Raw genomic sequence first — 21,440 nt, 5'->3', positions numbered from 1 at the left:
TAGGAAGTACATCCTAGGGGAGGCGCCTGGGTCAGCGGTTCTGGAGGGCGTCGATGAAGACGCTCTTCAGGTCGGTCGGGTTCTTCGCGACGTAGGCCTGCCCGCCGGTGGCCTGGGCCAGGGTGCTGAGTTCGTCGGCGTTCGTGTCCGGGCCGATGCCGAGGGCGATGATGCGGACCGGGCGGGCCGGGTCCTGCTGGGCCTGCAGAGCCTGGACTGTCTGGGCCAGGGTCGGGCTGCCGGGGTCGTCGTTCTTGCCGTCGGTGAAGAGCAGGATCGTGTTCACCGCGTCCGACTTGTACTCCTTGCGGACCGCCCGCATCGCGGCGATCGCGGTGTCGTACAGGCCGGTGCCGCCGCCCACGATCGGGTGCTGGGCGCTGAGCTGGCCGACGATCTTCGCGCGCTGGTTCGCCGACAGCGGCGCAATCGGCACCAGCGGCTTGTAGTCGGCGTCGTCGGTCCCGATCTTGGTCGCGAACGTCCACAGCCCGAGCTCGGCGCTGTCCGGGAACAGCTTCAGGCCGCTCGCGGCCGCCTCGACGGTGAGCTGCCAGCGGGTCTTGGTGCCGACCTTCTCCGCCATCGAGCCGGACACGTCGATGACCGCCAGCGAGTGCGCGGACAGCGACAGCCGGGTCCAGTTCTGCAGGGTGGTGTTGACGGCTTCGCTGGTCGGCTTGGTCAGCTGGGTGACGTCACCGACGCCGCGGCCGGCGCTCAGCGGGCTGAGCTGGGTGTCGCGGAAGCCGGCGTCGTCACGGGCCTGCGACGCGCTGTCGCTGAGCAGTTCGGCGGCCAGCGCCTGCGCGACGTTCGTCGCCTGATCGGTGTCCGACTTCGCGGTGACGACGATCGGGTAGTCCAGGAACAGCGTGCCGGTGGCCGGTTGGATCGCCCTGAGCTGCGCCTCCGGGTGCGCCTCCTGGTACTTCACGAAGCTCTGCTCGGACGCCGGTACGACCATCTTGCTGCCGTCCTGGTCCGCCCGGCCGAAGAGCGCGTTGACGTCCGTGTACGGCTTGGCCATCGAACCGAGGTGCTGCGCGAGCGGTACGACGACCTGCGACACCTGGTTGTCCGACGCCGAGGTCTTCTGCCGCTCCATCTGCAGCGCGAGCAGCGTCAGCGCGCCCGGGGAGGTGCTCAGCGGGTCGAGCAGCGCCGGTTCGGTGGCGCCCAGTACGCGCAGCCAGGCGGAGGTGTCGCCGAAGTTCGCGTTGCGGCCGACCAGGACCAGCGGTGAGGTGGCGACCGAGGCGACCGCGACGGTCGGCACACTCTGCCCGTCGTCGGCCTGGGCGACCCACAGCGAGGAGTCCGGTACCCAGAGGTCGGGCCGGTTGTCGCTGCCGTGCGCCACGTCCCGCGCGACCTGCGCGGACGGTGCCGAACTGATGGTGACCTGGTAACAGGGGTTGCCGTCCTTGCCGCCCTTGGCTGCCAGTGACTTGGCGGCTGCCTCGAGCGGGCCTTGCATCTCGGGAGTGGTGGACAGGCTGATCTGCGCCGGGTCGGAGCAGCCCTTGCCGCCGCCGAGGAACCCGTCGGCACCGTTCTGCGATCCGAAGGAACGGACCACGAACACGGCGCCCAGCGTGACTACCAGAATCCCGACCGCGGTGATGTACACCGAGCGACGGTTGTTGTTACTTCGCGTCACCGCAGAGGAATGTTTTCCCATCGCGGCAGGTCCCTCCCTCCAAGATGCTGCCAGAGGCTGACTGCGCGCGCAGATTACCCGGTTTCCGCACGTCACGGCGAAGTCCCGGAACGGTCGTGACACACCCGTCGCTGAACCGGAACCGTCTCCTGAGTACGGCTCTTTCACAGGAACGCTTAAAAACTCACCCTGAGTGCCGACTCCGCTCCGGTCCGGTGAGATGTTCGTGTGACCCAAATCACAGTGCCAGTTTGCTCAAACGACCGTTCCATGGACCACCCTCATGAAACGGTCGAAGGTTTCCCTCCGGTAACGCCCAGAACGAGGTGCCTTTTCACACCGTCAGGTTCACAGCTCAGGTTCACAGGCCCAGGTCGCGGCGCAGCTTGGCGACGTGGCCGGTCGCCTTCACGTTGTACTGCGCGATCGCGATCTTCCCGTCCGGGTCGACGACGAACGTGGACCGGATCACGCCGGTCACCTTCTTGCCGTACATCGTCTTCTCGCCGAACGCGCCGTACGCCTGCAGCACCTCCTTGTCCGGGTCGCTGAGCAGCGGGAACGTCACGCCGTCGCGCTCGCGGAACTTCGCCAGCTTGGCCGGCTTGTCGGGGGAGATGCCGAGGACCGCGTACCCGGCGGCCTGCAGCGAGTCGAGCGAGTCGCGGAAGTCGCAGGCCTGCTTGGTGCAGCCCGGGGTCATCGCGGCCGGGTAGAAGTAGACGATCACGTTCTTGCCGCGCAGGCCGGCCAGTGCCACGTCGTTGCCGTCGGCATCGGGCAGGGTGAAGTCGGGTGCGGTGTCGCCGGCGGACAGACGATCGGACATGAAGGACCCTCCACGAATCGATTGAACTGCCGCAATCGTACGGGCAAGATGCGCCCATGAATGAGCGAAGCGAATTCATCGTTCAACACAGCGTCCTTCGTGCCTCATCCGCGCCCGCAGCGAAGCGAGGACGTGGATGAGCTACCGCCAGCTCTTCGACGGCTATCTGGATCCGCGCCGCCCGCATGCGGGGGCGTACGACGAGATGTTCGACCCGGTCGACGGGGTCCGTACGGCGTACAAGCGGCTGCACGACTCGCTGCAGCCGTTGCAGCCGGGCGATCTGACCACCCGGGCCGAGGCGCTGGACCGGGCGCTGGTGGACCAGGGGATCACGTTCAGCCTGTCCGGGGAGGAACGGCCGTTCCCGCTCGACCTGGTGCCGCGGGTGATCACGGCGTCGGAGTGGTCCCGCCTGGAGCGTGGCGTCGTCCAGCGGGTCCGGGCGCTGGAGGCCTTCCTCGCGGACATCTACGGCGAGCAGCAGATCGTGGCGGACGGCGTACTGCCGCGGCGGCTGATCACCTCCTGCGAGCACTTCCACCGGCAGGCGGCCGGCATCGCTCCGCCGAACGGCGTCCGCATCCACGTGGCCGGGATCGACGTGGTCCGCGACGAGCAGGGCGACTTCCGGGTGCTGGAGGACAACCTGCGGAGCCCGTCCGGGGTGTCGTACGTGATGGAGAACCGCCGGACGATGGCGCGGGTGTTCCCGGACCTGTTCGCGAAGCACCGGGTCCGTGCGGTCGGCGACTACGCCGTCCACCTGCTGCGGGCGCTCCGGGCGGCCGCTCCGGCGAGTGCCACCGACCCGAACGTCGTCGTACTGACCCCTGGCGTCTACAACTCGGCGTACTTCGAGCACTCGTTGCTGGCGCGCCAGATGGGCGTGGAGCTCGTCGAGGGACGTGACCTGCTGGCCAGGAACAACGTGATCTACCTGCGGACCACTGAGGGCGATCAGCGGGTCGACGTGATCTACAGACGCATCGACGACGAGTTCCTGGACCCGGTGCACTTCGAGCCGGACTCCGTGCTCGGTGTGGCCGGTCTGGTGAACGCAGCACGCGCAGGCAACGTAGTGATCGCGAATGCGATCGGAAACGGCGTCGGCGACGACAAGCTGATCTACACGTACCTGCCCGAGATCTTGAAGTACTACCTCGGCGAGACACCTCTCCTGCCGAACGTAGACACCTACAGGTGCTGGCTGCCCGCAGAACATGCAGAGGTACTCGACCGCCTCGACGAGCTGGTTACGAAGCCGGTAGAGGGCTCTGGTGGGTACGGCATCGTCTTCGGACCGGACGCCTCGCCCAAGGAGCTGCAGGCGCAGCGCCGCCGTATCCGGGCCAACCCGCGCGGCTGGATCGCCCAACCCGTCGTACAGCTGTCCACCGTGCCGACCAAGGTCGGTGAACGGCTGCAGCCACGGCACGTGGACCTGCGGCCGTTCGCGGTGAACGACGGCGAGGACGTGTTCGTACTGCCCGGTGGCCTGACCAGGGTGGCGATTCCTGAAGGCAGTTTGGTCGTCAACTCGTCCCAGGGCGGTGGCAGCAAGGACACGTGGGTGCTGGCACCCAGGGCCTCCGACGAAGACGCGGAGCTGCGGGGACGGGGGCTGGGTACGCCCGCGGTGAAGTCGGAGAGTACGCCGGAGCAAGGACCGGAACTGAACGTCGCCCAACAGCAGCAGCAACAGTGATGAGGAGGTGCTGACGATGCTCGCACGCAACGCCGAGTCGCTGTACTGGATCGGCCGGTACGTCGAACGTGCGGACGACACCGCGCGAATCCTCGACGTCTCGGTGCACCAGCTGCTCGAGGACGCCACGGTCGACGCGGACACGGCCAGCCGCCGGCTGCTGTCGGTCCTCGGCATCACTCCACCCGACGGCAGCGAGCTGGATGTCTGGGGCCTGACCGAGCTGGTCGCGATGTCACCGGAGACCGGGTCGATCGTGTCCTCGATCGCCAGCGCGCGCGAGAACACCAGGGTCGCGCGCGAGGTGGTGTCGAGCGAGATCTGGCAGTGCATCAACGCCATGTGGAACGCCGTACCGGAAAGGCAGCGGGCCGCGCGCCGGGTGGGGCCGCACGAGTTCTTCACGTTCGTGGAGGACCGGGCTGCGATGTTCGCCGGCCTCGCGGACTCCACGATGAGCCGCGACGACGGCTGGCGGTTCTTGGTACTGGGACGGTCTGTGGAACGCGTGGACATGCTCGTCCGGCTGCTGATGTCCCGGGTCGGTGACCGGCCGACCTCACCGGGCTGGGTGACGGTACTGCGTTCTGCAGGTGCTCACGACACGTATCTGCGGACGTACCGCGGTGCACTGGACGCCTCGCGTGTCGTGCAGTTCCTCCTACTCGACAGGCTGTTCCCACGGTCTGTCTTCCACGCACTGCAGCAGGCCGAGTCCTGCCTCGCAGAGCTCGACCACGGGCCGTCTGCTCGCATCGGTGCGAGCGCTGAGGCCGCACGTCTGCTGGGGAAGGCCAGGAGCGACCTGGAGTTCCTGCGACCGGCTGACCTGCTGGAGAACCTCACCGACCGGCTACAGGCGCTGCAGACAATGGTCCGCGAGGTCGGTGAGGCAGTGTCGCGTCAGTACTTCCACACCGTGCCCTGGATCGAGTGGAACAACGCGGAGGTGAACCTGTGAAGTGGAGGCTGCGCGTAGTCCACACAACGGGCTACAGGTACGCGACACCGGTCACCCAGTCCTACAACGAGGCCAGGCTGACGCCGCGGCACGACAACCGGCAGAACCTGATGGTGGCCCGGCTCGAGACCGTGCCCGCAGCCCGTGCCTACAAATACACGGACTACTGGGGTACGGAGGTCAGCTCCTTCGACCTGCACACCCCGCACACCGAGTTGAAGGTCATCGCGGCCTCTGTGGTCGAGACGACCGACCAGACGCAGCCACCCGCCCCCGTGACCTGGCTGCAGCTCAAGGCTCCTGAGGTCCTCGACACGTACGCCGAGTACCTCGAGTGGACCCCGTACGTGCCGAAGCACCGAGAGCTCTCCGCGGTGGCCCGCGAGCTCCGCAAGGGCCGTACGCCGGAGGAGACCGTACTGGCGGTGTCCAAGTGGGTCCACGACAAGCTCAAGTACCAACGTGGCACCACTGGCGTGCACTCGTCCGCAGTCGACGCATGGCAGGCCGGTGAGGGCGTCTGTCAGGACTACGCCCACCTCACGCTGTCCATGCTGCGCGCAGTCGGTATCCCCAGCCGGTACGTCTCCGGCTACCTGCACACGAAGCCGGACGCCGCAGTGGGGGAGACGGTCGTCGGCGAGAGCCATGCGTGGGTGGAGGCGTGGACCGGCGACTGGTGGGGCTTTGACCCGACCAACGACCTCCCGATCGGGCACCGGCACGTGTGGGTGGCGACCGGCCGCGACTACGCGGACGTGTCGCCGCTGAAAGGCATCTACTCGGGCGGTGCTGCGACGGCCATCGAGGTGACCGTCGACATGACCCGGTTAGCCTGACCCGATGCGGGCCATGACAATCACGCCGGGCAAGGGCGACTCGGCGGTGGTGGGTGACGTCCCGGAGCCTCCGGTTGCCGACGGGTCGATCCTCGTGGAGGGCCTGCTGACCGGCATCTGCGGGACGGACCTCGAGCTGGTCTCGGGAGTGTTCGGCAGCGGCCGTCCCGGTTCCGGCACGCTGGTGATCGGTCACGAGTCGCTCGGCCGCGTACTGGAAGCCCCCGTGGGCTCGGGCTTCGCCACCGGGGACCTGGTGGCCGGAGTGGTACGACGGCCCGACCCGGTGCCCTGTCCTGCGTGCGCCCGCGGCGAGTGGGACTTCTGCCGCAACGGGCGGTACACCGAGCGCGGGATCACGGAGATGGACGGGTACGGCGCTGAGCGCTGGCGGGTCGACCCGTACTTCGCCGTACCGGTGCCGGCTGCCCTGGGAGACCTCGGCGTACTCGTGGAACCGGCCAGCATCCTCACGAAGGCGTGGGAGCAGGTGGACCGCGTCGGTGCACGTTCCTGGTACTCCCCGCAGCACGTGCTCGTCACAGGTGCCGGTCCGATCGGTCTGCTGGCCGCACTGATCGCACGGCAACGCGGGTACGACGTACATGTGCTGGACCGGGTCGACGACGGGCCGAAGCCCGAGCTGGTCCGGGAGCTCGGCGCGACCTACCTGACGGACCTGTGCCAGCTGGACGTCGTACCGGATGTGGTGATCGAGGCAACGGGTGTTGGGCAGTTGGTGTTCGACTGCGCGTCGCTCCTGCCGCCCGCAGGTGTCATGTGTCTCGCAGGGATCCAGCCCGGTCCGGCGACTGTCGACGTACAGCTGGACGCGCTGGTGCGGCAGCTGGTGGTACGCAACGCTGCACTGGTTGGCACGGTCAACGCGGGCAAGCGGCATTACGCGGACGCTGTCGACGTGCTGGTCAAGGCCGACCGGGGCTGGCTGGAGCGGCTGATCACCCGGACCGTTCCGCTGTCCGAATGGCCGGCCGCGCTGGTACGGAAACCGGAAGACGTCAAGGTGGTCGTGGACTTGCGGGGGTGACCTGCGAGGATGGTGGGGACCAGGGGCAGATCGGGGCATGCCCCGCCGACGGAAGGGAGCCGACAGTGTCGGACACGAAGGCTCGGACCGCCGAGCAGATCGAGGCGGACATCGCCGCCACCCGGTTGCGGCTGGCTTCCACTGTGGACGAGCTGGTCGACCGAGCGAACCCGAAGAACGTGATCGAGCGGCAGGTCGAGCAGGCCAAGGCCCAGGTCTTCGACGAGGACGGTCAGCTGCGTACCCAGAAGATCGTCGCAGTCGCCGGTGCGGTCGTGGGCGTGGTCGGCGTACTGCTGGTGATCCGCCGGCTGGTGGGTCGCCGGTGACGCCACGCAAGCGGCTGTCCGACGACAAGCTCCCGATCCGGATGCTGCACGACCGGGTCCTGGTGTCGCTCGAGCAGGAGGGCGAGCGCAAGTCGTCGGCCGGCATCCTGATCCCCGCCACCGCGCAGATGGGCCGCCGGCTGGCCTGGGCGAAGGTGGTCGCGATCGGCGCCAACGTACGGACCGTCGAGGTCGACGACCGGGTGCTGTTCGACCCGGAGGACCGTGCCGAGGTCGAGGTGCGCGGCGACGACTACATCCTGCTCCGCGAGCGGGACCTGCACGCGGTGGCCGCCGGCCGCCTCGAGGACGGGCAGACCGGTCTCTACCTCTGACACCTGCTGAGGGAGAATGGGCCGGTGATCTTCGAGACCTCCAGCCGGTTGCCGGATTTCCCGTGGGACAAGCTCGCCCCGTTCAAGGAGAAGGCGGCCGGGCATCCCGACGGCATCGTCGACCTGTCGGTCGGCAGCCCGGTCGACCCGGTGCCGGAGCTGGTCAGGAAGGCGCTGGCCGACGCCGCTAACGCACCGGCGTACCCGACCACTATCGGTACGCCGGCTGCGCGCCAGGCTGCGGTCGACTGGATGGAGCGGCGGCTCGGCGTGACCGGGGTCGACCCGAGGACCGGCGTACTGCCCGTGATCGGCACCAAAGAGCTGATCATGATGCTGCCGACGCTGCTCGGCGTCGGCGCCGGCGACACGGTCCTGATCCCGGACCTCGCCTACCCGACGTACGAGGCCAGCGCGGCGCTCGCCCGGGCGACCAGCGTGCCGGTGCCGGACCCGACGACGTACGACGGTCCCGTCCGGATCGCCTACCTGAACTCGCCACGCAACCCGTCCGGCGAGATCACCCCCGTGGCCGACGTGCGCCGTGCGGTCGAGTGGGCGCGGGCGAACGACGTACTCCTGGTCAGCGATGAGTGCTACACCGAGTTCGGCTGGGACGAGAAGCCGGTGTCCGTGCTGCACCCGGACGTGTGCGGCGGGAGCCACGACAACCTGCTGGCGGTGCACTCGCTGTCCAAGCGCTCGAACCTGGCCGGGTACCGCGGCGGCTTCGTCGCGGGCGACCAGACCGTCGTCGCGGAGCTGCTGGCAGTGCGCAAGCACGCGGGCCTCATGGTCCCGTCCCCGATCCAGGCGGCGATGGCGGCCGCGTTCGCGGACGACGTACACGTCGAGGAGCAGCGCGCGCGTTACCTGCGTCGCCGTGCGGTGTTGCGGGACGCGCTGACCGATGCGGGCTGGGAGATCACCCTGTCGAACGGCGGGTTGTACCTGTGGGCGTCGCACCCGTCGTACGACGCGTACGGTTCCGTCGGCGCGCTGGCCGACCTGGGGATCCTGGTCGCCCCGGGAGCGTTCTACGGCGCGGCAGGTGAGCGCAACGTGCGGGTAGCGCTGACCGCGACCGACGAGCGCGTCGACGCCGCGGTGAAACGCCTGCAGGAATAGAAAACTTCGCGGCTGCGTGTGACGTCTTCCTGGTGTGACCGCCTCTTAGAGGGGTAGGTGACATCGAGGGAGGGGAGGGCACATGCGGCTGCATCTGCTCGGGGTGGTAGCGGTACTGATGGCCGGGGTCACGCCGACCCCTTCTCCAACACCTGTTCCGACGCAGACTCCCGCGGCGGTGACGCCCGCGCCCACACCGACTCCGACGCCGCCTGCGACACCGGCCTGGGGGATCTCGCTCGACCAGCCCGCCGCGTCGTGGGAGGACAAGCCGACCGTCTTCACCGGCAAGATCAGCCGGCCGATCACGGGCTCGTACATCACGCTCTGGCAGCGTGTCCCCGGCGCCTGGGCGCTCCGCGGCTCCACCAGGACCACGGCGGACGGCGCGTACAAGTTCAGCTACGTCTCGCCGTCCACGGGCACCTGGGCGTTCCGCACGATGATCGGGGTCAAGGCCGAGACCGCGCTGGCGATCTCCGACTACCGGACCGTGCCGATCCAGGACCGCAAGCTCGTGCTCAACACCCCGGCCGCCTGGTACGCGACGCTCACCGGGGTCTCGGTGAGCGGGAAGATGGTGCCGGCCGAGCCGGGCAAGGAACTCGCGCTCCAGCAGTACCTCGGCAGCGGCAAATGGGGACTCGTGAACATCACGACAATGGATGCCGGAGGCAACTTCCGGCTGCGGGTCCCGGACGACCTGCCGGTCACGAGGACGGTCCGGGTGGTCACCCGCGGCGTCACCCAGGCCGCGATGGAGTACTCCGCGAACGCGACGATCGTGATCAAGGCCGCCCTCAATCCCAGGGTCTACGCGGTGTCGGCCGCAATGGTGCCGAACACGTACCGGGCCGGCTGCCCGGTGGCGCCCGCGTCGCTGCGGCTCCTACAGCTGAACTACTGGGGCTTCGACGGCCGCGTGCACCGCGGTGAGCTGATCCTCCGGGACGCCGCGGTGGCGAAGATGATCACGGTCTGGACCTCGACGTTCGCCTCGAAGTTCCCGATCCGGCAGATGCGCCGGGTGGACGTGTTCGGCGGTAACGACGTGACGTCCATGACGGCCGACAACACGTCCGCGTTCAACTGCCGCCGGGTCACGGGTGACCCGTACTCGTTGTCTCCGCACTCGTACGGGTGGGCGATCGACATCAACACCGTCGAGAACCCGTACCTGGCCGCGAACGGCGTCTGGTACCCGTCCAACGGGCTGGCGTACCGCAACCGCTCTCTGGTTCGTCCGGGCATGCTGTTCGCGAGCAGTGTCGCCACCAAGGCTCTGATTGCCCAGGGCTACTTCTGGGGCGCCGGCTGGGCCAAGCCCGACTACCAGCACTTCGAGCCCAGGTGAGAACGCTCCTGGCTGCGTGCGCGGTCGGGGCCGTGTTGGCGGGCTGCAGTTCCGCGCCCGCCGCTCAGCAGCCGACACCGACACCGACGCCTACGCCGACCCAGCTCATCCCAAGCACGGTCAGCGGCACTGTGCCCGTTCCGACAAACACACTGCCCACCAACGAACCAACGGATGCAGCTGTGCCGCCCCAGGTCCCAGAGCAGGCAACCGCGCCACCACCGGCGAACGCAGGTCCGCTGACCTTCCACAACCTCCCGGCTCCCGAGAAGCTAGGAGCGGGCTGGAAGACCTACACCGACCCAGGTGGCGCCGAAGCCGGCTTCATCGGCAACAACACCTGGACCCGTCGACGCGACCCCCACCAGGCTTCGTACGAAGCCCTACCGTCCGGCTGTTCCGGCCAACCGGTCAAAGGCTCCCTACCGGTCCCCGCCTACGCCCTCACCGGCAGCTACCGCACGGCAGACGCTCTGCCCGCCACAGCCCTGCTACTCCGCTTCAAGGACGCGGACAAAGCCCACGCCTACTACACCGGCTACCAAGCCCGCATGACCGCCTGCGGTACAGGCGGCGACCTGTCTGTCCAACAGCTCTGGTTGACCACCACAGCAGCCACCGCAGTACGTTCGTACCGCGGAGCAGAGTCCTACGTAGAGGTGTCCGTGCTCAAAGCGGCAACGGTCGCTCTGCTCGCGACCACCTCAGCGCACCCGACCCAGCAGTCCGACTGGGCGCACACCGCCGCAGCAGCCCTGGAGTCCGTCATCGGCTAGCGTCCACCACTGCCTGCGCGAACTCCCGTGGTGCCTCCTGCGGGACGTTGTGGCCGACGTCGAACGTCCGGTGCTGATACCGCCCGACGAAGTGGTCCCGGTACGACGACCCGTCGCCCGCCGGCGTGAACGGGTCGTACTTGCCGTCGATCGTGATCGTCGGCACCGCGATCTTCGGCGCCTGCTGCAGCTTGGCCTCGAGTTCGGCGTACTCCGGTTCCGCCGGGAGCAGGCTCTGCCGCCAGCGGTAGTTGCCGATCACGATCGCCTCGTAGTCCGGGTTGTCGAACGCTGCCGCCGTCCGGGCGTAAGTCGCCGCGCTGTACTTCCACGTCGGCGAGTTGAACTTCCAGATGAACTCACCGATCTCCCGCTTGTACTGGTGCAGTCCCTGCACGCCGCGCTCGGTCGCGAAGTAGTACTGGTACCACCAGGCGTTCTCGGCCGCCGGCGGCAGCGGCTTCTTGTTGAACTCCAAGTTGGTGATCAGGTATCCGGTGACCGACACGAGCGCCTGCACCCGCTCCGGCCACAGCGCCGCGATGATGTCCGCCGTCCGCGAGCCCCAGTCGTAGCCGGCCAGTACTGCGCGCTGGATCTTCAAGGCGTCCATGAGCGCGAGGATGTCGAGCGCGAACGCCGCCTGGTCCACGTTGCGGGGCGTCGAGGCCGAGCGGAACGTAGTACTGCCGTGGCCGCGGAAGTAAGGCACCACGACCCGGTAGCCGTGGCGGGCCAGCAGCGGAGCGACCTGCTCGTAACTGTGGATGTCGTACGGGAACCCGTGCAGCAGCAGCACCGGTGTGCCGTGCGACGGGCCGAGCTCGACGTAGCCGACGTTCAGAACACCAGCGTCGATCTGCCGGACCGGCCCGAACGGGAGCTTCGGGGTAGCGGCCGCGGCGCCGGCGAGGAACGGAGTGGTCAGGGCGGCGGCACCGGTGGTCTTGAGGAGGGTGCGGCGGCTTACGTTCATGAGGAGACCTTTCGTGAGTGGGTTCGCGATCAGCCTCGCCCGGGTGCACCCCCGGTCGCGCCCGTCAGATGCCCTGGTGCCGATACCCCAGGGCAATATGTGTATTACCTTTCAGTATTTCGTGACCTACACTCCGGTTATGGGTGACTTCGACCGGTATGCCCGACTGACCGCGCGGCTCGACGCGCCGTACGCGGTGATCGACCTGGCCGCGTTCCGCCGGAACGCCGACGACCTGGTCCGGCGCGCCGCCGGTACGCCGATCCGGATCGCCTCCAAGTCGGTCCGCTGCCGACCGCTGATCGCCGCCGCGCTCGAGCGGCCCGGTTTCCACGGCGTGATGAGCTACGCGCTGCCGGAGGCGCTCTGGCTGGCCCGGAACGGCGTCGACGACATCCTGCTCGGCTACCCGACCACGCACCGGGCCGCGCTTCGCGAGCTGTCCGGGGACCCGGAGGCGGCGTCCCGGATCACGCTGATGATCGACTCGCCGGAGCACCTCGCCGTCATCAAGGCTGCCGGTATCCGGGCCGCGGCGACCGGTCCGGCCCGGATCCAGGTCTGTCTCGACGTCGACGCCTCGCTGCGCGTCTTCGGCCAGCATCTCGGCGTCCGCCGTTCTCCGCTACGGACCCCGTCCGACGTCGCCACGCTGGCCCGGACCGTCGCCGCCGACGACGCGTTCGAGCTGACCGGCGTGATGTTCTACGAGGCGCAGATCGCCGGGCTGCCGGACACGTCGCCGGCCGTCCGCTGGGTGAAACGCCGGTCGGCCGCCGAGCTCGCGGACCGGCGCGGCGCGGTCGTCGACGCGGTCAAGCAGGTCGCGCCGCTGCGGATCGTGAACAGCGGCGGGACCGGCAGCCTCGAGATCAGCAGCGCCGACCCGGTCGTCACCGAGGTCACCGCGGGCTCCGGCCTCTACGGCCCGACCCTCTTCGACAAGTACGACATCTTCCAGCCCGAGCACGCGATGGCGTACGCGTTGGACGTCGTACGGCGTCCCGCACCGCGGATCGCCACCCTTTTCGGTGGCGGGTACGTCGCGTCCGGCCCCGCGAAGAAGTCCCGCCTGCCGTTGCCCACCGCGCCGTCCGGCCTGAAGCTGCTCGGCACCGAAGGCGCCGGCGAGGTGCAGACTCCGGTACAAGGCCGATCGGCCGATCGGCTGCGAATCGGCGACAGGGTGTGGATGCGGTACGCGAAGGCAGGCGAGATGCTGGAGCGGTTCGACGTCCTCCACGCGATCGACGGCGAGGACGTCCGTGAGCTTGCGACCTACCGGGGTGAAGGGAAGAACTTCGGATGAGCACCTGGCGGAACTGGGCCGGTACCGAATCGGCGACCGGCATCGACACCGTGCGGCCGGGCTCGGCCGACGAGCTGGCCGCCACGGTGAAGGCCGCGGCCGAACAGGGCAAGAAGCTCAAGGCGATCGGCTCCGGGCACTCGTTCACCGGCTGCTCGGTTCCGCAGGAGGTGATGATCCAGCTGGACGGCCTGTCCTCGATCATCAACGCGGACCGCGAGTCCGGCCGGGTCACGGCCGGCGCGGGCACGAGTCTCCGGAAGCTGAACGCGGGCCTCGCGGCGTTCGACCTGGCGATGGCCAACCTCGGCGACATCGACAAGCAGACCATCGCCGGCGCGATCTCCACCGGCACCCACGGGACGGGCGCGCGGCTCGGCGGGCTGGCCACCCAGATCGTGGCGCTCGACCTGGTCACCGCGGACGGCTCGGTGCTGCACTGCTCCGCCGAGGAGAACCCGGACGTGTTCGCCGCGTCCCGAGTCTCGGTCGGTGCGCTCGGCGTGATCAGCTCGATCACCCTGCAGGCCGTACCGGCGTTCCTGCTACGGGCGCAGGAGATGCCGATGCCGCTGGCCGACGTCCTCGACGGGTTCGACGAACTTGCCGATGGCAACGACCACTTCGAGTTCTACTGGTTCCCGCACACGGACCTCGCGCTGACCAAGCGGAACAACCGGGTCGGCGCTGGCGTCGGCGCGTCGCCGGTCGGCCGGGTGCGCGGCTGGATCGACGACGAGTTGCTGTCCAACAAGGTGTTCGAGCTGACCAACCGGCTCGGGGTACGCCGGCCGGGGCTGGTGCCGCGGATCAACCAGTTCGCGTCGCGCGCGTTGTCGGCCCGCGAGTACGTCGACGCGTCGTACAAGGTGTTCTGTTCCGAGCGGAACGTGGTGTTCCGCGAGTCGGAGTACGCCGTACCGCGGGAGCACGTGGTGGAGGTGGTGCGCCGGCTGCGGGAGTGGATCGACGCGTCCGGTTCGCGGATCCCGTTCCCGATCGAGGTCCGGGTGGCCGCGCCGGACGACATCTGGCTGTCCACCGCGTCCGGCCGGGAGACGGCGTACGTCGCAGTCCACCAGTACCACCGGCTGCCGTACGAGGAGTACTTCCGGGCCTTCGAGAACATCGTGGCCGACTACGCCGGCCGCCCGCACTGGGGCAAGCTGCACACGCTGACCGCCGGCGACCTGCGCACCCGGTACCCGCACTTCGACGACTTCCTCGCGGTCCGCGACCGGCTCGACCCGCAACGCACCTTCGAGAACCCCTACACCCGCCAGGTCTTCGGCCGCTAGCCTGCGGGCATGGAGCTTGAACCGGTTGTCGAGGATTGGCAGAAGGCGCTCGCGGTGGTCGCCCACCCCGACGACCTGGAGTTCGGTGCGGCGGCGGCGATCGCGCGCTGGACCGGGCAGGGCAAGCAGGTCGTCTACTGCCTGCTGACCTCGGGTGAGGCGGGCATCGACGGCGTCGACCCGGCCGAGAGCGGTCCGCTGCGCGAGGCCGAGCAGATCGAGTCCTCGCGGATCGTCGGCGTCTCGGCGGTCGAGTTCCTCGGCCAGCCCGACGGCACGATCGAGTACGGCGTACCGCTGCGCCGCGTGATCGCGGCCGCGATCCGCCGGCACCAGCCGGAGATCGTGATCACCAACAACTTCCGCGACACCTGGGACGGCGACGTCGTGCTCAACCAGGCCGACCACATCAACACCGGCCGCGGGACCCTCGACGCGGTCCGGGATGCCGCGAACCGGTGGATCTTCCCGGACGCGGGCGACAAGTGGTCCGGCGTACGGCAGGTGTGGGCGTCCGGCTCACCGAACTCGAAGCACGGTGTGGACACGACCGACACCTTCGAGAAGGGCGTGCAGTCGTTGAAGGCGCACAAGGCCTACATCGATGGCCTGAACTGGCCCGACTTCGATCCGGAGGAGTTCCTCGAAGGCGCCGCCCGTCCGGCCGGCACGCTGCTCGGCACGAAGTACGGCGCGCGGTTCGAGGTCTTCACTCTGTAAGCGGGCGGTACTCCTGCAGGTGCGGCGGTGTCGGCTTCGGGCGGCGCGGCTCGCGATCGCCGGCGGTGCCGGGGCCGGGCGGGTTGTTCGGGCCCGCCCAGGAGCGGACCAGCGCGCGGCCGCCCTTGCGGGTCAGCCGGTGCAGGTCGATCTGCTGCACCTGACGGAACGGGATACCGAGCTGGGCGAGACTGCGGTTCGCCATCTCGCAGGCCGCGTCGTGCTTGCGCGGCGACATGTTCTGCTGCATGACGATCGCGATCGAACCGTCCGGCAGGTCCTCGATCCGCTGGAACCGCATGCCCTTGTCCAGCGCCCAGGAGTGCAGGGCCAGGTCGATGTAGTCGGCGTTGGACAGTCGCCGATCCGGCTTCGCGCGCGCAACCACTTCGTATCGGGCCATGCTCCGATCATGCGTCGGCGCCGGCCGGATTTCCAGAAATCTGCGATCAGCGAAGTGCGTCGATCGCCGCCGCGACCTCCGCCGGGTTGGAGATCAGGGTCAGGTGGTTCGCGTTCGGGATCAGCGTCGGCGCCGGCGCGCCGATCCGGGTCGCGGTCTCGGTCGCGTTGCCGCCGTTCGTGTCGTCGGCGCCGAACACCACCGACTTCGGCAGTGCGAGGTCCTTCAGCTTGGCCAGCCGATCCGAGGCGACCGCGGGGATGCCGTGCGCGGTCATCTGCCAGATCGCCTTCTCGGCGCCCGGTTGCCGGAACGGCCGGGTCCACGCGTCGACGTCCATCTGCGGGCAGCTGGGCGCGCAGACGCTGTTGTAGATCTTCTTCAGCAGCCAGCCCTGGTCGAGCACCAGCCGGAACAGCGATGTCCGGTACGGCGGGATGACCAGCCAGCTCGGCGGGCCCGCCTTCCCGCCCGGCAGCGGCAGCCCGTCGCCGTCGAGGAACACGATCCCGCCCATCCGGCCGGGCGCTTCGAGTGTGGCTTCGGCCGCGACGCCGGCGCCGAGCGAGTGCCCGACCAGGATCGGCCGCGGCTGCCCGGGCCCGCCGAGGTGCATCGCGTCCAGGAAGCCAAGCAGCTGCGCCGCGAGATGCTCGATCGTGTACGGCGCCTTGCGCTCGGAGTACCCGTAGCCGGTGATGTCGTACGCGTACACGCGATGGTTCTTCGCGAGCAGCGGCACCAGCCGCGACCACGTGTCGACGGACTCCGCCGCGCCGTGGACGAGTACGACGGGGGTGCCCGACGTACCCCACTCGTCGTACCGGGTCTTGATCCCGCCGGCGTCGACGTACTTGAGGCCCGGTGGTGGCGCAGCGGTTGCGTTCGTGGCGAGGTTGTAGACGAAGGAGGCTGCGGTGACGATCAGCCAGAGCCCGAGGAGTCCCACGAACCCTCGCCACAGGAACCGTTTCACAGCGCCAAGTCTTACAGCTGCACGATCCTGGTCGCCTCGGTGAGGACGGCGGGGGAGGCGAGCGACTGCCAGCGGGGGAGTTGTTCCTGCAGGAACGGGCGTAGCTTCACGGCGCGCTTGGCATCGTGGTCGAGGACGTCGAGCTCGTTGACGATCGTCAGGTCGACGAAGTCGCGCAGGTCGGCAGTACCGAGCTCCTCCGACGTACCGGTGAAGCGGTCGGTGACGGTGTGGTGCTCGGCGAGGTCGCGCCAGGTCGTCTCCCGGTCGCAGGCGCCGTACCGGTAGACGATCGCCTCGGCGTCGGCGCCGATCACCGATTCCAGCACCGGGCGCTCGGTCTGCCAGTCGAACAGGTGCGTCGGGAAGCCGTCCGTCCCGTACGCCGCGTGCGCGAGCCCGGCCAGCATCAGGGTCTTGGATGCACCGAGTGATCCGAGGCGCTTGGCGACCCGGTGCAGGTGGACGTACAGGCTGCCGCCCGCGTGGTCGATCTCGTCGGCGCCCCGCACCAGCAGCAGCGAACCCAGGTCCTCGAAAGTGCTCATCTGACCCCTTCTCACCCCGGAGCGGCCAAATCCCGCAGGTCACCCACGGTAAGGGCAATCCCCGTTCCCCGCCCAGCACTTCGGCGTGCCGTTTCAGTCACACCTCGTGGGCGGGCGGGACAAGGAGAAGAGCCCAAGGCCAACCTCCGCATCGTCCTCAAGACCCAGCCCGACTGAGTTTCCAGAGCCTGTGTTTCCAGAACCCGTCCGCAACCACCTCACACGGTTGCGGACGGGTGCTCGAGGTCAGTCCAGGTCGGCGAGGGCCTTGCGGGCGGCGTCGAGCTCGGCCTCGAGGGCGGCGACCTTGGCGGCCTGCTGGGCGCGGGCCTCTTCGATCACCTCGTCGATCGGGGTCGACAGGTCCTCGTGCAGCTCTTTGGCGGCGCGCGACACCGCGGCCGCGGCGACGGCCAGGTCGCGAGCCAGGTACGTCGTGCCCTGCTTCAGCTCGGCGCGCCACTCACCGTCGGCCGTCCCGGTGACGGTCAGCGTGAGCTCGATGGTCTTGGTCTTCTTGCCGGCCGCCTTCTTCGCCGGTGCCTTCCGCGGCTTCGGCGCCTCGGCGACCTCGGGGGCGGGCGTGGTTTCGACCGACTCGGGAGTGTCGGTGAGGCCGGACGGCGCTTCTACTGCAAGGGTGTCTACAGTCATCGTTGCGGCGATCTCCTTCTGACTGATGCTGGACCGCTATTAGAACATATGTTCGAGCGATACGCCAACCAGCTTCTGCAGGAAGCGATCGACCTGGTCCTCCAGGGGTGGCAGCGACGCCTCCGGCTCGTTGATCCGGATCGACACCGCACCGTGCACCGCCGAACGGATGTCGAGAGCCACCGCCGCCGCGTCGTCCGCCGGCGCGAGCCCCGCGTCCATGCAGGCCTGCACGGCCGCGATCGCGCGAACCGATAGTTCTTCCTTGAAGGTCAGCTGCATCCGCCGGTTCAGCGTGCTCTCGTGCAGCACCTTGTAGATGCCGGCGTACTCACGTGTCCAACTCCCGAGGAACAGCAGCCGCGCGCGGAGCCGCCGTACGGGATTGTCGCCCGCGCTGTCCTCCGCCTGTTCGAGATCGCGGAGCAGATCCACGGTGCTCTGCTCGAGGGCCGCGTACACGAGCTCGTCCCGGTCGGCGAAGTGGATGTACACCGACGTGGCCGCGATCCCGACCTCTCGGGCCACCGCGCGCAGCGAGAGCGCCTCGTCGTCACCGAGCTCGTTCAGCATGCGCAACGCCGCGTCGATGATCTCCCGTCGCAGCAGCTCACCTTGCCCACGCCGGTTCCGGTTCCGCGTCGTTCGAGCGTCCATGAATCCCATTGTATTGCAACGCACGTTGCCTTACAGTCGTAACACTACACCTGTTCACTTAAGGATGACCATGATGCAGACCGGAGTTGAGCCGCAGCTGGATGTGCGGCGGTGGTGGGCGTTGGGGGCGGTGGCGACGGCGCAGTTGATGGTCGGGATCGATCTGACGATCGTGAACATCGCGTTGCCGTCGATGCAGGCGGACCTGGGGATGTCGGATCCGGGGCGGCAGTGGGTGATCACGCTGTTCGCGCTGGGGTACGGCGGGTTCCTGCTGCTCGGCGGGCGGATGAGCGACCTGATCGGCCGGCGGCGGGCCCTGCTGATCGGGCTGAGCGGCTTCGCGATCGCTTCCGCGGTTGGTGGGGCCGCGACCAGGCCCTGGATGCTGCTGGCGGGACGGGGGTTGCAGGGCGTGTTCGGTGCGCTGCTGACGCCTGCGGTGCTGGCCACGCTCGCGGCGTCGTTCCCGTTGCCTGCGGAACGGGGTAAGGCGTTCGGGATCTACGGCGCGGTGATGGGCGGTTCATCGGGCCTGGGTGTGCTGGCCGGCGGTGTGCTCACGCAGTACCTGGACTGGCGATGGTCCATGTTCGTGAACCTCCCGTTCGCCGTGCTGGCAGCAGCAGGCATTCTGTACGCCGTTCGCCCGGTGGCACGTGCCGTCGGCGTGCGAGTCGACGTACTAGGCGCCTTGCTGGCGACCGCGGGACTGATGGCGGTCGTGTTCGGGTTCGCCCGGGCCGAGTCGGACGGCTGGGGTGCACCGGTTACGTACGCGTCGTTGGGAGTCGGCGTAGCGCTGCTGGCAGCGTTCCTGGCAGTACAGGCTCGTGTGACGTCTCCGCTGCTTCCGTTGCGGGTGCTGAAGGACCGCAAGCGCGGGGGCTCGTACCTGGCGGTGTTCAGCCTGGCGATCGGCATCTTCGCAGCGCTGTTCTTCCTGACCTTCTACCTGCAGACAGTCCGCCACTACTCACCCGTCCGGACAGGCCTCTGCTTCTTGCCGTTCACAGTCGGCCTCATGGTCGGCGTACGTGTTGTGGCTCGGCTGCTCGCGAAGGCCAGCGTCAGAGCTCTCATCTTTCCCGGGCTGCTCACCATCGCCGCAGGGCTCGCACTGCTCGGTGTCCTGCGGGACGACAGCAGCTACTGGCTGCACGTGATGCCGGTGTTCCTGCTGGTCGGTCTTGGAGCCGGCTGGGTGCTGGTGACTGCGAACAGCACCGCCACCCTCGGCGCCGGCCCCGACAGTGCGGTAGCCGGCGCCATGGTGATGACGTCGCAACAGGTGGGCGCCTCACTGGGCACCGCCTTGCTCAGCACGATCGCAGCCGAACACGGGTTCAACGTGGCCGGCCGCGGTGCCGCGGGCTTCCTGTGTGTTGCTGCGGTTGCTGTCTACTGGACACTCTCGGAACGGTCGCCCGACCACTCCAGGTGATAGCTGCCCTCGCGGTCGACGCGCTTGTACGTGTGCGCACCGAACAGGTCACGCAGACCCTGGATCAGTGCGGCCGGCAGGCGCTCGGCCCGAAGGCCGTCGTAGTACGAGAGAGCCGCTGAGAATCCCGGTGCCGGTACGCCAACCGTGGCCGCGGTCGCGACCACCCGGCGCCACGCCTCCTGGCCACTGACGACCGCGTCCCGGAAGTAGTCGTCGACGAGCAGCGACGGCAGCTCCGGGTTGCGGTCGTACGCCTCCTTGATCCGGTCCAGGAACCGGGCCCGGATGATGCACCCGCCGCGCCAGATCTTCGCCATCGCGCCGAGGTCGATGTTCCAGCCGTACTCGTCGCTGGCGGCCCGGATCGCGTCGAAGCCCTGCGCGTACGCGACCAGCTTCGACGAGTACAGCGCGTGCCGTACGTCGTCGATGAACTGGTCCCGGTCCACATCCGCCTTCACGTCGCCGGGCCCGGCCAGTACGCCGGCGGCCGCTTCCCGGCGGACGACGTCACCGGACAGCGACCGCGCGAAGACGGCCTCGGCCATGCCGCTGACCGGGATGCCGAGGTCGAGCGAGGACTGCACCGTCCAGCGGCCGGTGCCCTTCTGCTCGGCCTGGTCCAGGACCACGTCCACGAACGAGCCGCCCGTCGTCGGGTCGGTCTGGCTGAGCACCTCGGCGGTGATCTCGATCAGGAACGACTCCAGGTCGCCGGTGTTCCAGTCCCGGAACACGTCGGCGAGCTCGGCCGGGGAGAGCCCGAGGACGTGCCGGAGCAGGTCGTACGCCTCCGCGATCAGCTGCATGTCGGCGTACTCGATGCCGTTGTGCAGCATCTTCACGAAGTGGCCGGCGCCGTCCGGGCCGACGTGCACGCAGCACGGCTCACCGTTCACGTGCGCGGAGATCTTGGTCAGCATCGGCTCGAGCGCCGCGTACGACTCCGGGGAGCCGCCGGGCATGATGCTCGGGCCGTTCAGCGCGCCCTCCTCGCCGCCGGAGACGCCGGAGCCGACGAAGTGCAGCCCCTTCTCGCGCAGCGCGGCCTCGCGGCGCCGGGTGTCCAGGAAGTGCGCGTTGCCGGCGTCGACGACGATGTCGCCCTCGTCCAGCAGCGGGACCAACTCGTCGATGACCGCGTCGGTCGGGGCGCCGGCCTTGACCATGATGATCACCCGGCGCGGCGGCTCCAGCGACTCGACGAAGCCGGCCAGGTCGGTGGACGGGACGAACTCGCCCTCGGAGCCGAACTCCGCCACCAGCGAGTCGGTCCGCGCCTGCGAGCGGTTGTGCAGGGCGACACGGAACCCGTTGCGCGCGAGGTTCCGGGCCAGGTTGCGACCCATCACCGCTAGTCCGGTGACGCCGATCTGGGCTTTGGCAGAGCTCATCGAATCTCCCGCAAGTCTGAAGTTGTTGGCGGGGTCCAGTCTGCCTGAGGCCTTCTCAACCGCAAACATCGGTGGTTACCATCTCAGA

Annotated in this window: 22 protein-coding genes; 13 read left to right on the top strand and 9 right to left on the bottom strand. The window is 68.7% G+C overall.

The window, feature by feature from the left end:
• Positions 1–31 precede the first annotated feature (31 nt).
• Both ACZ5BU_RS15630 and bcp read right to left on the bottom strand, forming a co-directional pair.
• Positions 32–1,663: a substrate-binding domain-containing protein gene (locus ACZ5BU_RS15630; protein WP_465699396.1), complete on the bottom strand. Its 1,632-nt coding sequence runs from the start codon at positions 1,661–1,663 to the stop codon at positions 32–34.
• Positions 1,664–2,024: 361 nt separating this feature from the next.
• On the bottom strand, positions 2,025–2,492 hold the full coding sequence (gene bcp, locus ACZ5BU_RS15625; RefSeq protein WP_465699394.1) for a thioredoxin-dependent thiol peroxidase: 468 nt from the start codon (positions 2,490–2,492) through the stop codon (positions 2,025–2,027).
• Between the two features lie 136 nt (positions 2,493–2,628).
• On the opposite strand from bcp, the gene ACZ5BU_RS15620 reads away from it, so the two are divergent.
• The 9 genes from ACZ5BU_RS15620 to ACZ5BU_RS15580 all read left to right on the top strand — a co-directional run bounded on the left by ACZ5BU_RS15620 (position 2,629) and on the right by ACZ5BU_RS15580 (position 10,970).
• Positions 2,629–4,200 carry a circularly permuted type 2 ATP-grasp protein gene (locus ACZ5BU_RS15620; protein WP_465699392.1) on the top strand — a complete coding sequence of 524 codons (1,572 nt, stop codon included), beginning with the start codon at positions 2,629–2,631 and terminating at the stop codon, positions 4,198–4,200.
• Positions 4,201–4,216: 16 nt separating this feature from the next.
• On the top strand, positions 4,217–5,161 hold the full coding sequence (locus tag ACZ5BU_RS15615) for an alpha-E domain-containing protein (protein ID WP_465699390.1): 945 nt from the start codon (positions 4,217–4,219) through the stop codon (positions 5,159–5,161).
• The gene (locus ACZ5BU_RS15610; RefSeq protein WP_465699388.1) at positions 5,158–6,000 is read left to right on the top strand and encodes a transglutaminase family protein; all 843 of its coding nucleotides are present in this window, start codon (positions 5,158–5,160) and stop codon (positions 5,998–6,000) included. Before ACZ5BU_RS15615 ends, ACZ5BU_RS15610 begins: the two co-directional genes overlap by 4 nt.
• Positions 6,001–6,004: 4 nt before the next feature.
• On the top strand, positions 6,005–7,048 hold the full coding sequence (locus ACZ5BU_RS15605) for a glucose 1-dehydrogenase (protein WP_465699386.1): 1,044 nt from the start codon (positions 6,005–6,007) through the stop codon (positions 7,046–7,048).
• Positions 7,049–7,113: 65 nt separating this feature from the next.
• Positions 7,114–7,377, top strand: coding sequence for a DUF3618 domain-containing protein (locus ACZ5BU_RS15600; protein WP_465699384.1), 264 nt, complete (start codon positions 7,114–7,116; stop codon positions 7,375–7,377).
• Complete coding sequence (locus tag ACZ5BU_RS15595; protein WP_185759412.1) at positions 7,374–7,712, top strand: GroES family chaperonin; 339 nt, start codon at positions 7,374–7,376, stop codon at positions 7,710–7,712. The genes ACZ5BU_RS15600 and ACZ5BU_RS15595 overlap by 4 nt, the downstream gene beginning before the upstream one ends.
• A 27-nt stretch (positions 7,713–7,739) precedes the next feature.
• Positions 7,740–8,840, top strand: a complete 1,101-nt coding sequence (dapC, locus tag ACZ5BU_RS15590; RefSeq protein ID WP_465701052.1) for a succinyldiaminopimelate transaminase — start codon at positions 7,740–7,742, stop codon at positions 8,838–8,840.
• Between the two features lie 82 nt (positions 8,841–8,922).
• Complete coding sequence (locus tag ACZ5BU_RS15585) at positions 8,923–10,194, top strand: M15 family metallopeptidase (RefSeq protein WP_465699382.1); 1,272 nt, start codon at positions 8,923–8,925, stop codon at positions 10,192–10,194.
• A 182-nt stretch (positions 10,195–10,376) separates the two neighbouring features.
• Complete coding sequence (locus ACZ5BU_RS15580) at positions 10,377–10,970, top strand: hypothetical protein (RefSeq protein WP_465699381.1); 594 nt, start codon at positions 10,377–10,379, stop codon at positions 10,968–10,970.
• Here ACZ5BU_RS15580 and ACZ5BU_RS15575 read toward each other — a convergent pair.
• Complete coding sequence (locus ACZ5BU_RS15575; RefSeq protein ID WP_465699379.1) at positions 10,960–11,946, bottom strand: alpha/beta fold hydrolase; 987 nt, start codon at positions 11,944–11,946, stop codon at positions 10,960–10,962. The genes ACZ5BU_RS15580 and ACZ5BU_RS15575 overlap by 11 nt on opposite strands.
• 139 nt (positions 11,947–12,085) lie before the next feature.
• On the opposite strand from ACZ5BU_RS15575, the gene ACZ5BU_RS15570 reads away from it, so the two are divergent.
• Genes ACZ5BU_RS15570 through ACZ5BU_RS15560 form a run of 3 tightly spaced genes read left to right on the top strand, consistent with a single transcriptional unit; the run spans position 12,086 to position 15,273 of the window.
• The gene (locus ACZ5BU_RS15570; RefSeq protein WP_465699378.1) at positions 12,086–13,255 is read left to right on the top strand and encodes an amino acid deaminase/aldolase; all 1,170 of its coding nucleotides are present in this window, start codon (positions 12,086–12,088) and stop codon (positions 13,253–13,255) included.
• A complete protein-coding gene (locus tag ACZ5BU_RS15565) occupies positions 13,252–14,553 on the top strand; it encodes a D-arabinono-1,4-lactone oxidase (RefSeq protein ID WP_465699376.1) in 1,302 nt (433 codons plus the stop codon). The genes ACZ5BU_RS15570 and ACZ5BU_RS15565 overlap by 4 nt, the downstream gene beginning before the upstream one ends.
• A 9-nt stretch (positions 14,554–14,562) precedes the next feature.
• Positions 14,563–15,273, top strand: a complete 711-nt coding sequence (locus ACZ5BU_RS15560) for a PIG-L deacetylase family protein (RefSeq protein WP_465699374.1) — start codon at positions 14,563–14,565, stop codon at positions 15,271–15,273.
• Here the strand turns inward: ACZ5BU_RS15560 and ACZ5BU_RS15555 are convergent.
• The 5 genes from ACZ5BU_RS15555 to ACZ5BU_RS15535 form a co-directional block, all read right to left on the bottom strand.
• Positions 15,263–15,676 (bottom strand): hypothetical protein, encoded by a 414-nt coding sequence (locus ACZ5BU_RS15555; RefSeq protein WP_465699372.1) that lies wholly within the window; start codon positions 15,674–15,676, stop codon positions 15,263–15,265. The genes ACZ5BU_RS15560 and ACZ5BU_RS15555 overlap by 11 nt on opposite strands.
• 46 nt (positions 15,677–15,722) lie before the next feature.
• On the bottom strand, positions 15,723–16,652 hold the full coding sequence (locus ACZ5BU_RS15550) for an alpha/beta fold hydrolase (protein ID WP_465699370.1): 930 nt from the start codon (positions 16,650–16,652) through the stop codon (positions 15,723–15,725).
• Positions 16,653–16,663: 11 nt separating this feature from the next.
• Positions 16,664–17,200: a DUF6817 domain-containing protein gene (locus ACZ5BU_RS15545; RefSeq protein WP_465699369.1), complete on the bottom strand. Its 537-nt coding sequence runs from the start codon at positions 17,198–17,200 to the stop codon at positions 16,664–16,666.
• 246 nt (positions 17,201–17,446) lie between these two features.
• The gene (locus ACZ5BU_RS15540; RefSeq protein WP_465699367.1) at positions 17,447–17,854 is read right to left on the bottom strand and encodes a DUF6319 family protein; all 408 of its coding nucleotides are present in this window, start codon (positions 17,852–17,854) and stop codon (positions 17,447–17,449) included.
• Between the two features lie 39 nt (positions 17,855–17,893).
• Positions 17,894–18,511, bottom strand: coding sequence for a TetR/AcrR family transcriptional regulator (locus ACZ5BU_RS15535; protein WP_465699365.1), 618 nt, complete (start codon positions 18,509–18,511; stop codon positions 17,894–17,896).
• A gap of 70 nt (positions 18,512–18,581) precedes the next feature.
• Here ACZ5BU_RS15535 and ACZ5BU_RS15530 point away from each other — a divergent pair, with 70 nt between their 5' ends.
• Positions 18,582–19,955: an MFS transporter gene (locus ACZ5BU_RS15530; protein ID WP_465699363.1), complete on the top strand. Its 1,374-nt coding sequence runs from the start codon at positions 18,582–18,584 to the stop codon at positions 19,953–19,955.
• Here ACZ5BU_RS15530 and gndA read toward each other — a convergent pair.
• The gene (gndA, locus tag ACZ5BU_RS15525) at positions 19,913–21,352 is read right to left on the bottom strand and encodes an NADP-dependent phosphogluconate dehydrogenase (RefSeq protein WP_465699361.1); all 1,440 of its coding nucleotides are present in this window, start codon (positions 21,350–21,352) and stop codon (positions 19,913–19,915) included. The genes ACZ5BU_RS15530 and gndA overlap by 43 nt on opposite strands.
• Positions 21,353–21,440 lie beyond the last annotated feature (88 nt).

It is taken from the genome of Kribbella sp. NPDC031520, from assembly GCF_055580825.1.
Note: the sequence above shows the minus strand (reverse complement) of the source record. Positions and strands in the feature narration are given on the sequence as shown.

Excerpts from the sequence above, each read along its gene's own strand:
- bcp (WP_465699394.1), bottom strand. The coding sequence starts at position 2,492 with ATGTCCGATCGTCTGTCCGCCGGCGACACCGCACCCGACTTCACCCTG.
- ACZ5BU_RS15620 (WP_465699392.1), top strand. The coding sequence starts at position 2,629 with ATGAGCTACCGCCAGCTCTTCGACGGCTATCTGGATCCGCGCCGCCCG.
- ACZ5BU_RS15615 (WP_465699390.1), top strand. The coding sequence starts at position 4,217 with ATGCTCGCACGCAACGCCGAGTCGCTGTACTGGATCGGCCGGTACGTC.
- ACZ5BU_RS15605 (WP_465699386.1), top strand. The coding sequence starts at position 6,005 with ATGCGGGCCATGACAATCACGCCGGGCAAGGGCGACTCGGCGGTGGTG.
- ACZ5BU_RS15585 (WP_465699382.1), top strand. The coding sequence starts at position 8,923 with ATGCGGCTGCATCTGCTCGGGGTGGTAGCGGTACTGATGGCCGGGGTC.
- ACZ5BU_RS15575 (WP_465699379.1), bottom strand. The coding sequence starts at position 11,946 with ATGAACGTAAGCCGCCGCACCCTCCTCAAGACCACCGGTGCCGCCGCC.
- ACZ5BU_RS15570 (WP_465699378.1), top strand. The coding sequence starts at position 12,086 with ATGGGTGACTTCGACCGGTATGCCCGACTGACCGCGCGGCTCGACGCG.
- ACZ5BU_RS15565 (WP_465699376.1), top strand. The coding sequence starts at position 13,252 with ATGAGCACCTGGCGGAACTGGGCCGGTACCGAATCGGCGACCGGCATC.
- ACZ5BU_RS15560 (WP_465699374.1), top strand. The coding sequence starts at position 14,563 with ATGGAGCTTGAACCGGTTGTCGAGGATTGGCAGAAGGCGCTCGCGGTG.
- ACZ5BU_RS15555 (WP_465699372.1), bottom strand. The coding sequence starts at position 15,676 with ATGGCCCGATACGAAGTGGTTGCGCGCGCGAAGCCGGATCGGCGACTG.
- ACZ5BU_RS15545 (WP_465699369.1), bottom strand. The coding sequence starts at position 17,200 with ATGAGCACTTTCGAGGACCTGGGTTCGCTGCTGCTGGTGCGGGGCGCC.
- ACZ5BU_RS15540 (WP_465699367.1), bottom strand. The coding sequence starts at position 17,854 with ATGACTGTAGACACCCTTGCAGTAGAAGCGCCGTCCGGCCTCACCGAC.
- ACZ5BU_RS15535 (WP_465699365.1), bottom strand. The coding sequence starts at position 18,511 with ATGGACGCTCGAACGACGCGGAACCGGAACCGGCGTGGGCAAGGTGAG.
- ACZ5BU_RS15530 (WP_465699363.1), top strand. The coding sequence starts at position 18,582 with ATGATGCAGACCGGAGTTGAGCCGCAGCTGGATGTGCGGCGGTGGTGG.
- gndA (WP_465699361.1), bottom strand. The coding sequence starts at position 21,352 with ATGAGCTCTGCCAAAGCCCAGATCGGCGTCACCGGACTAGCGGTGATG.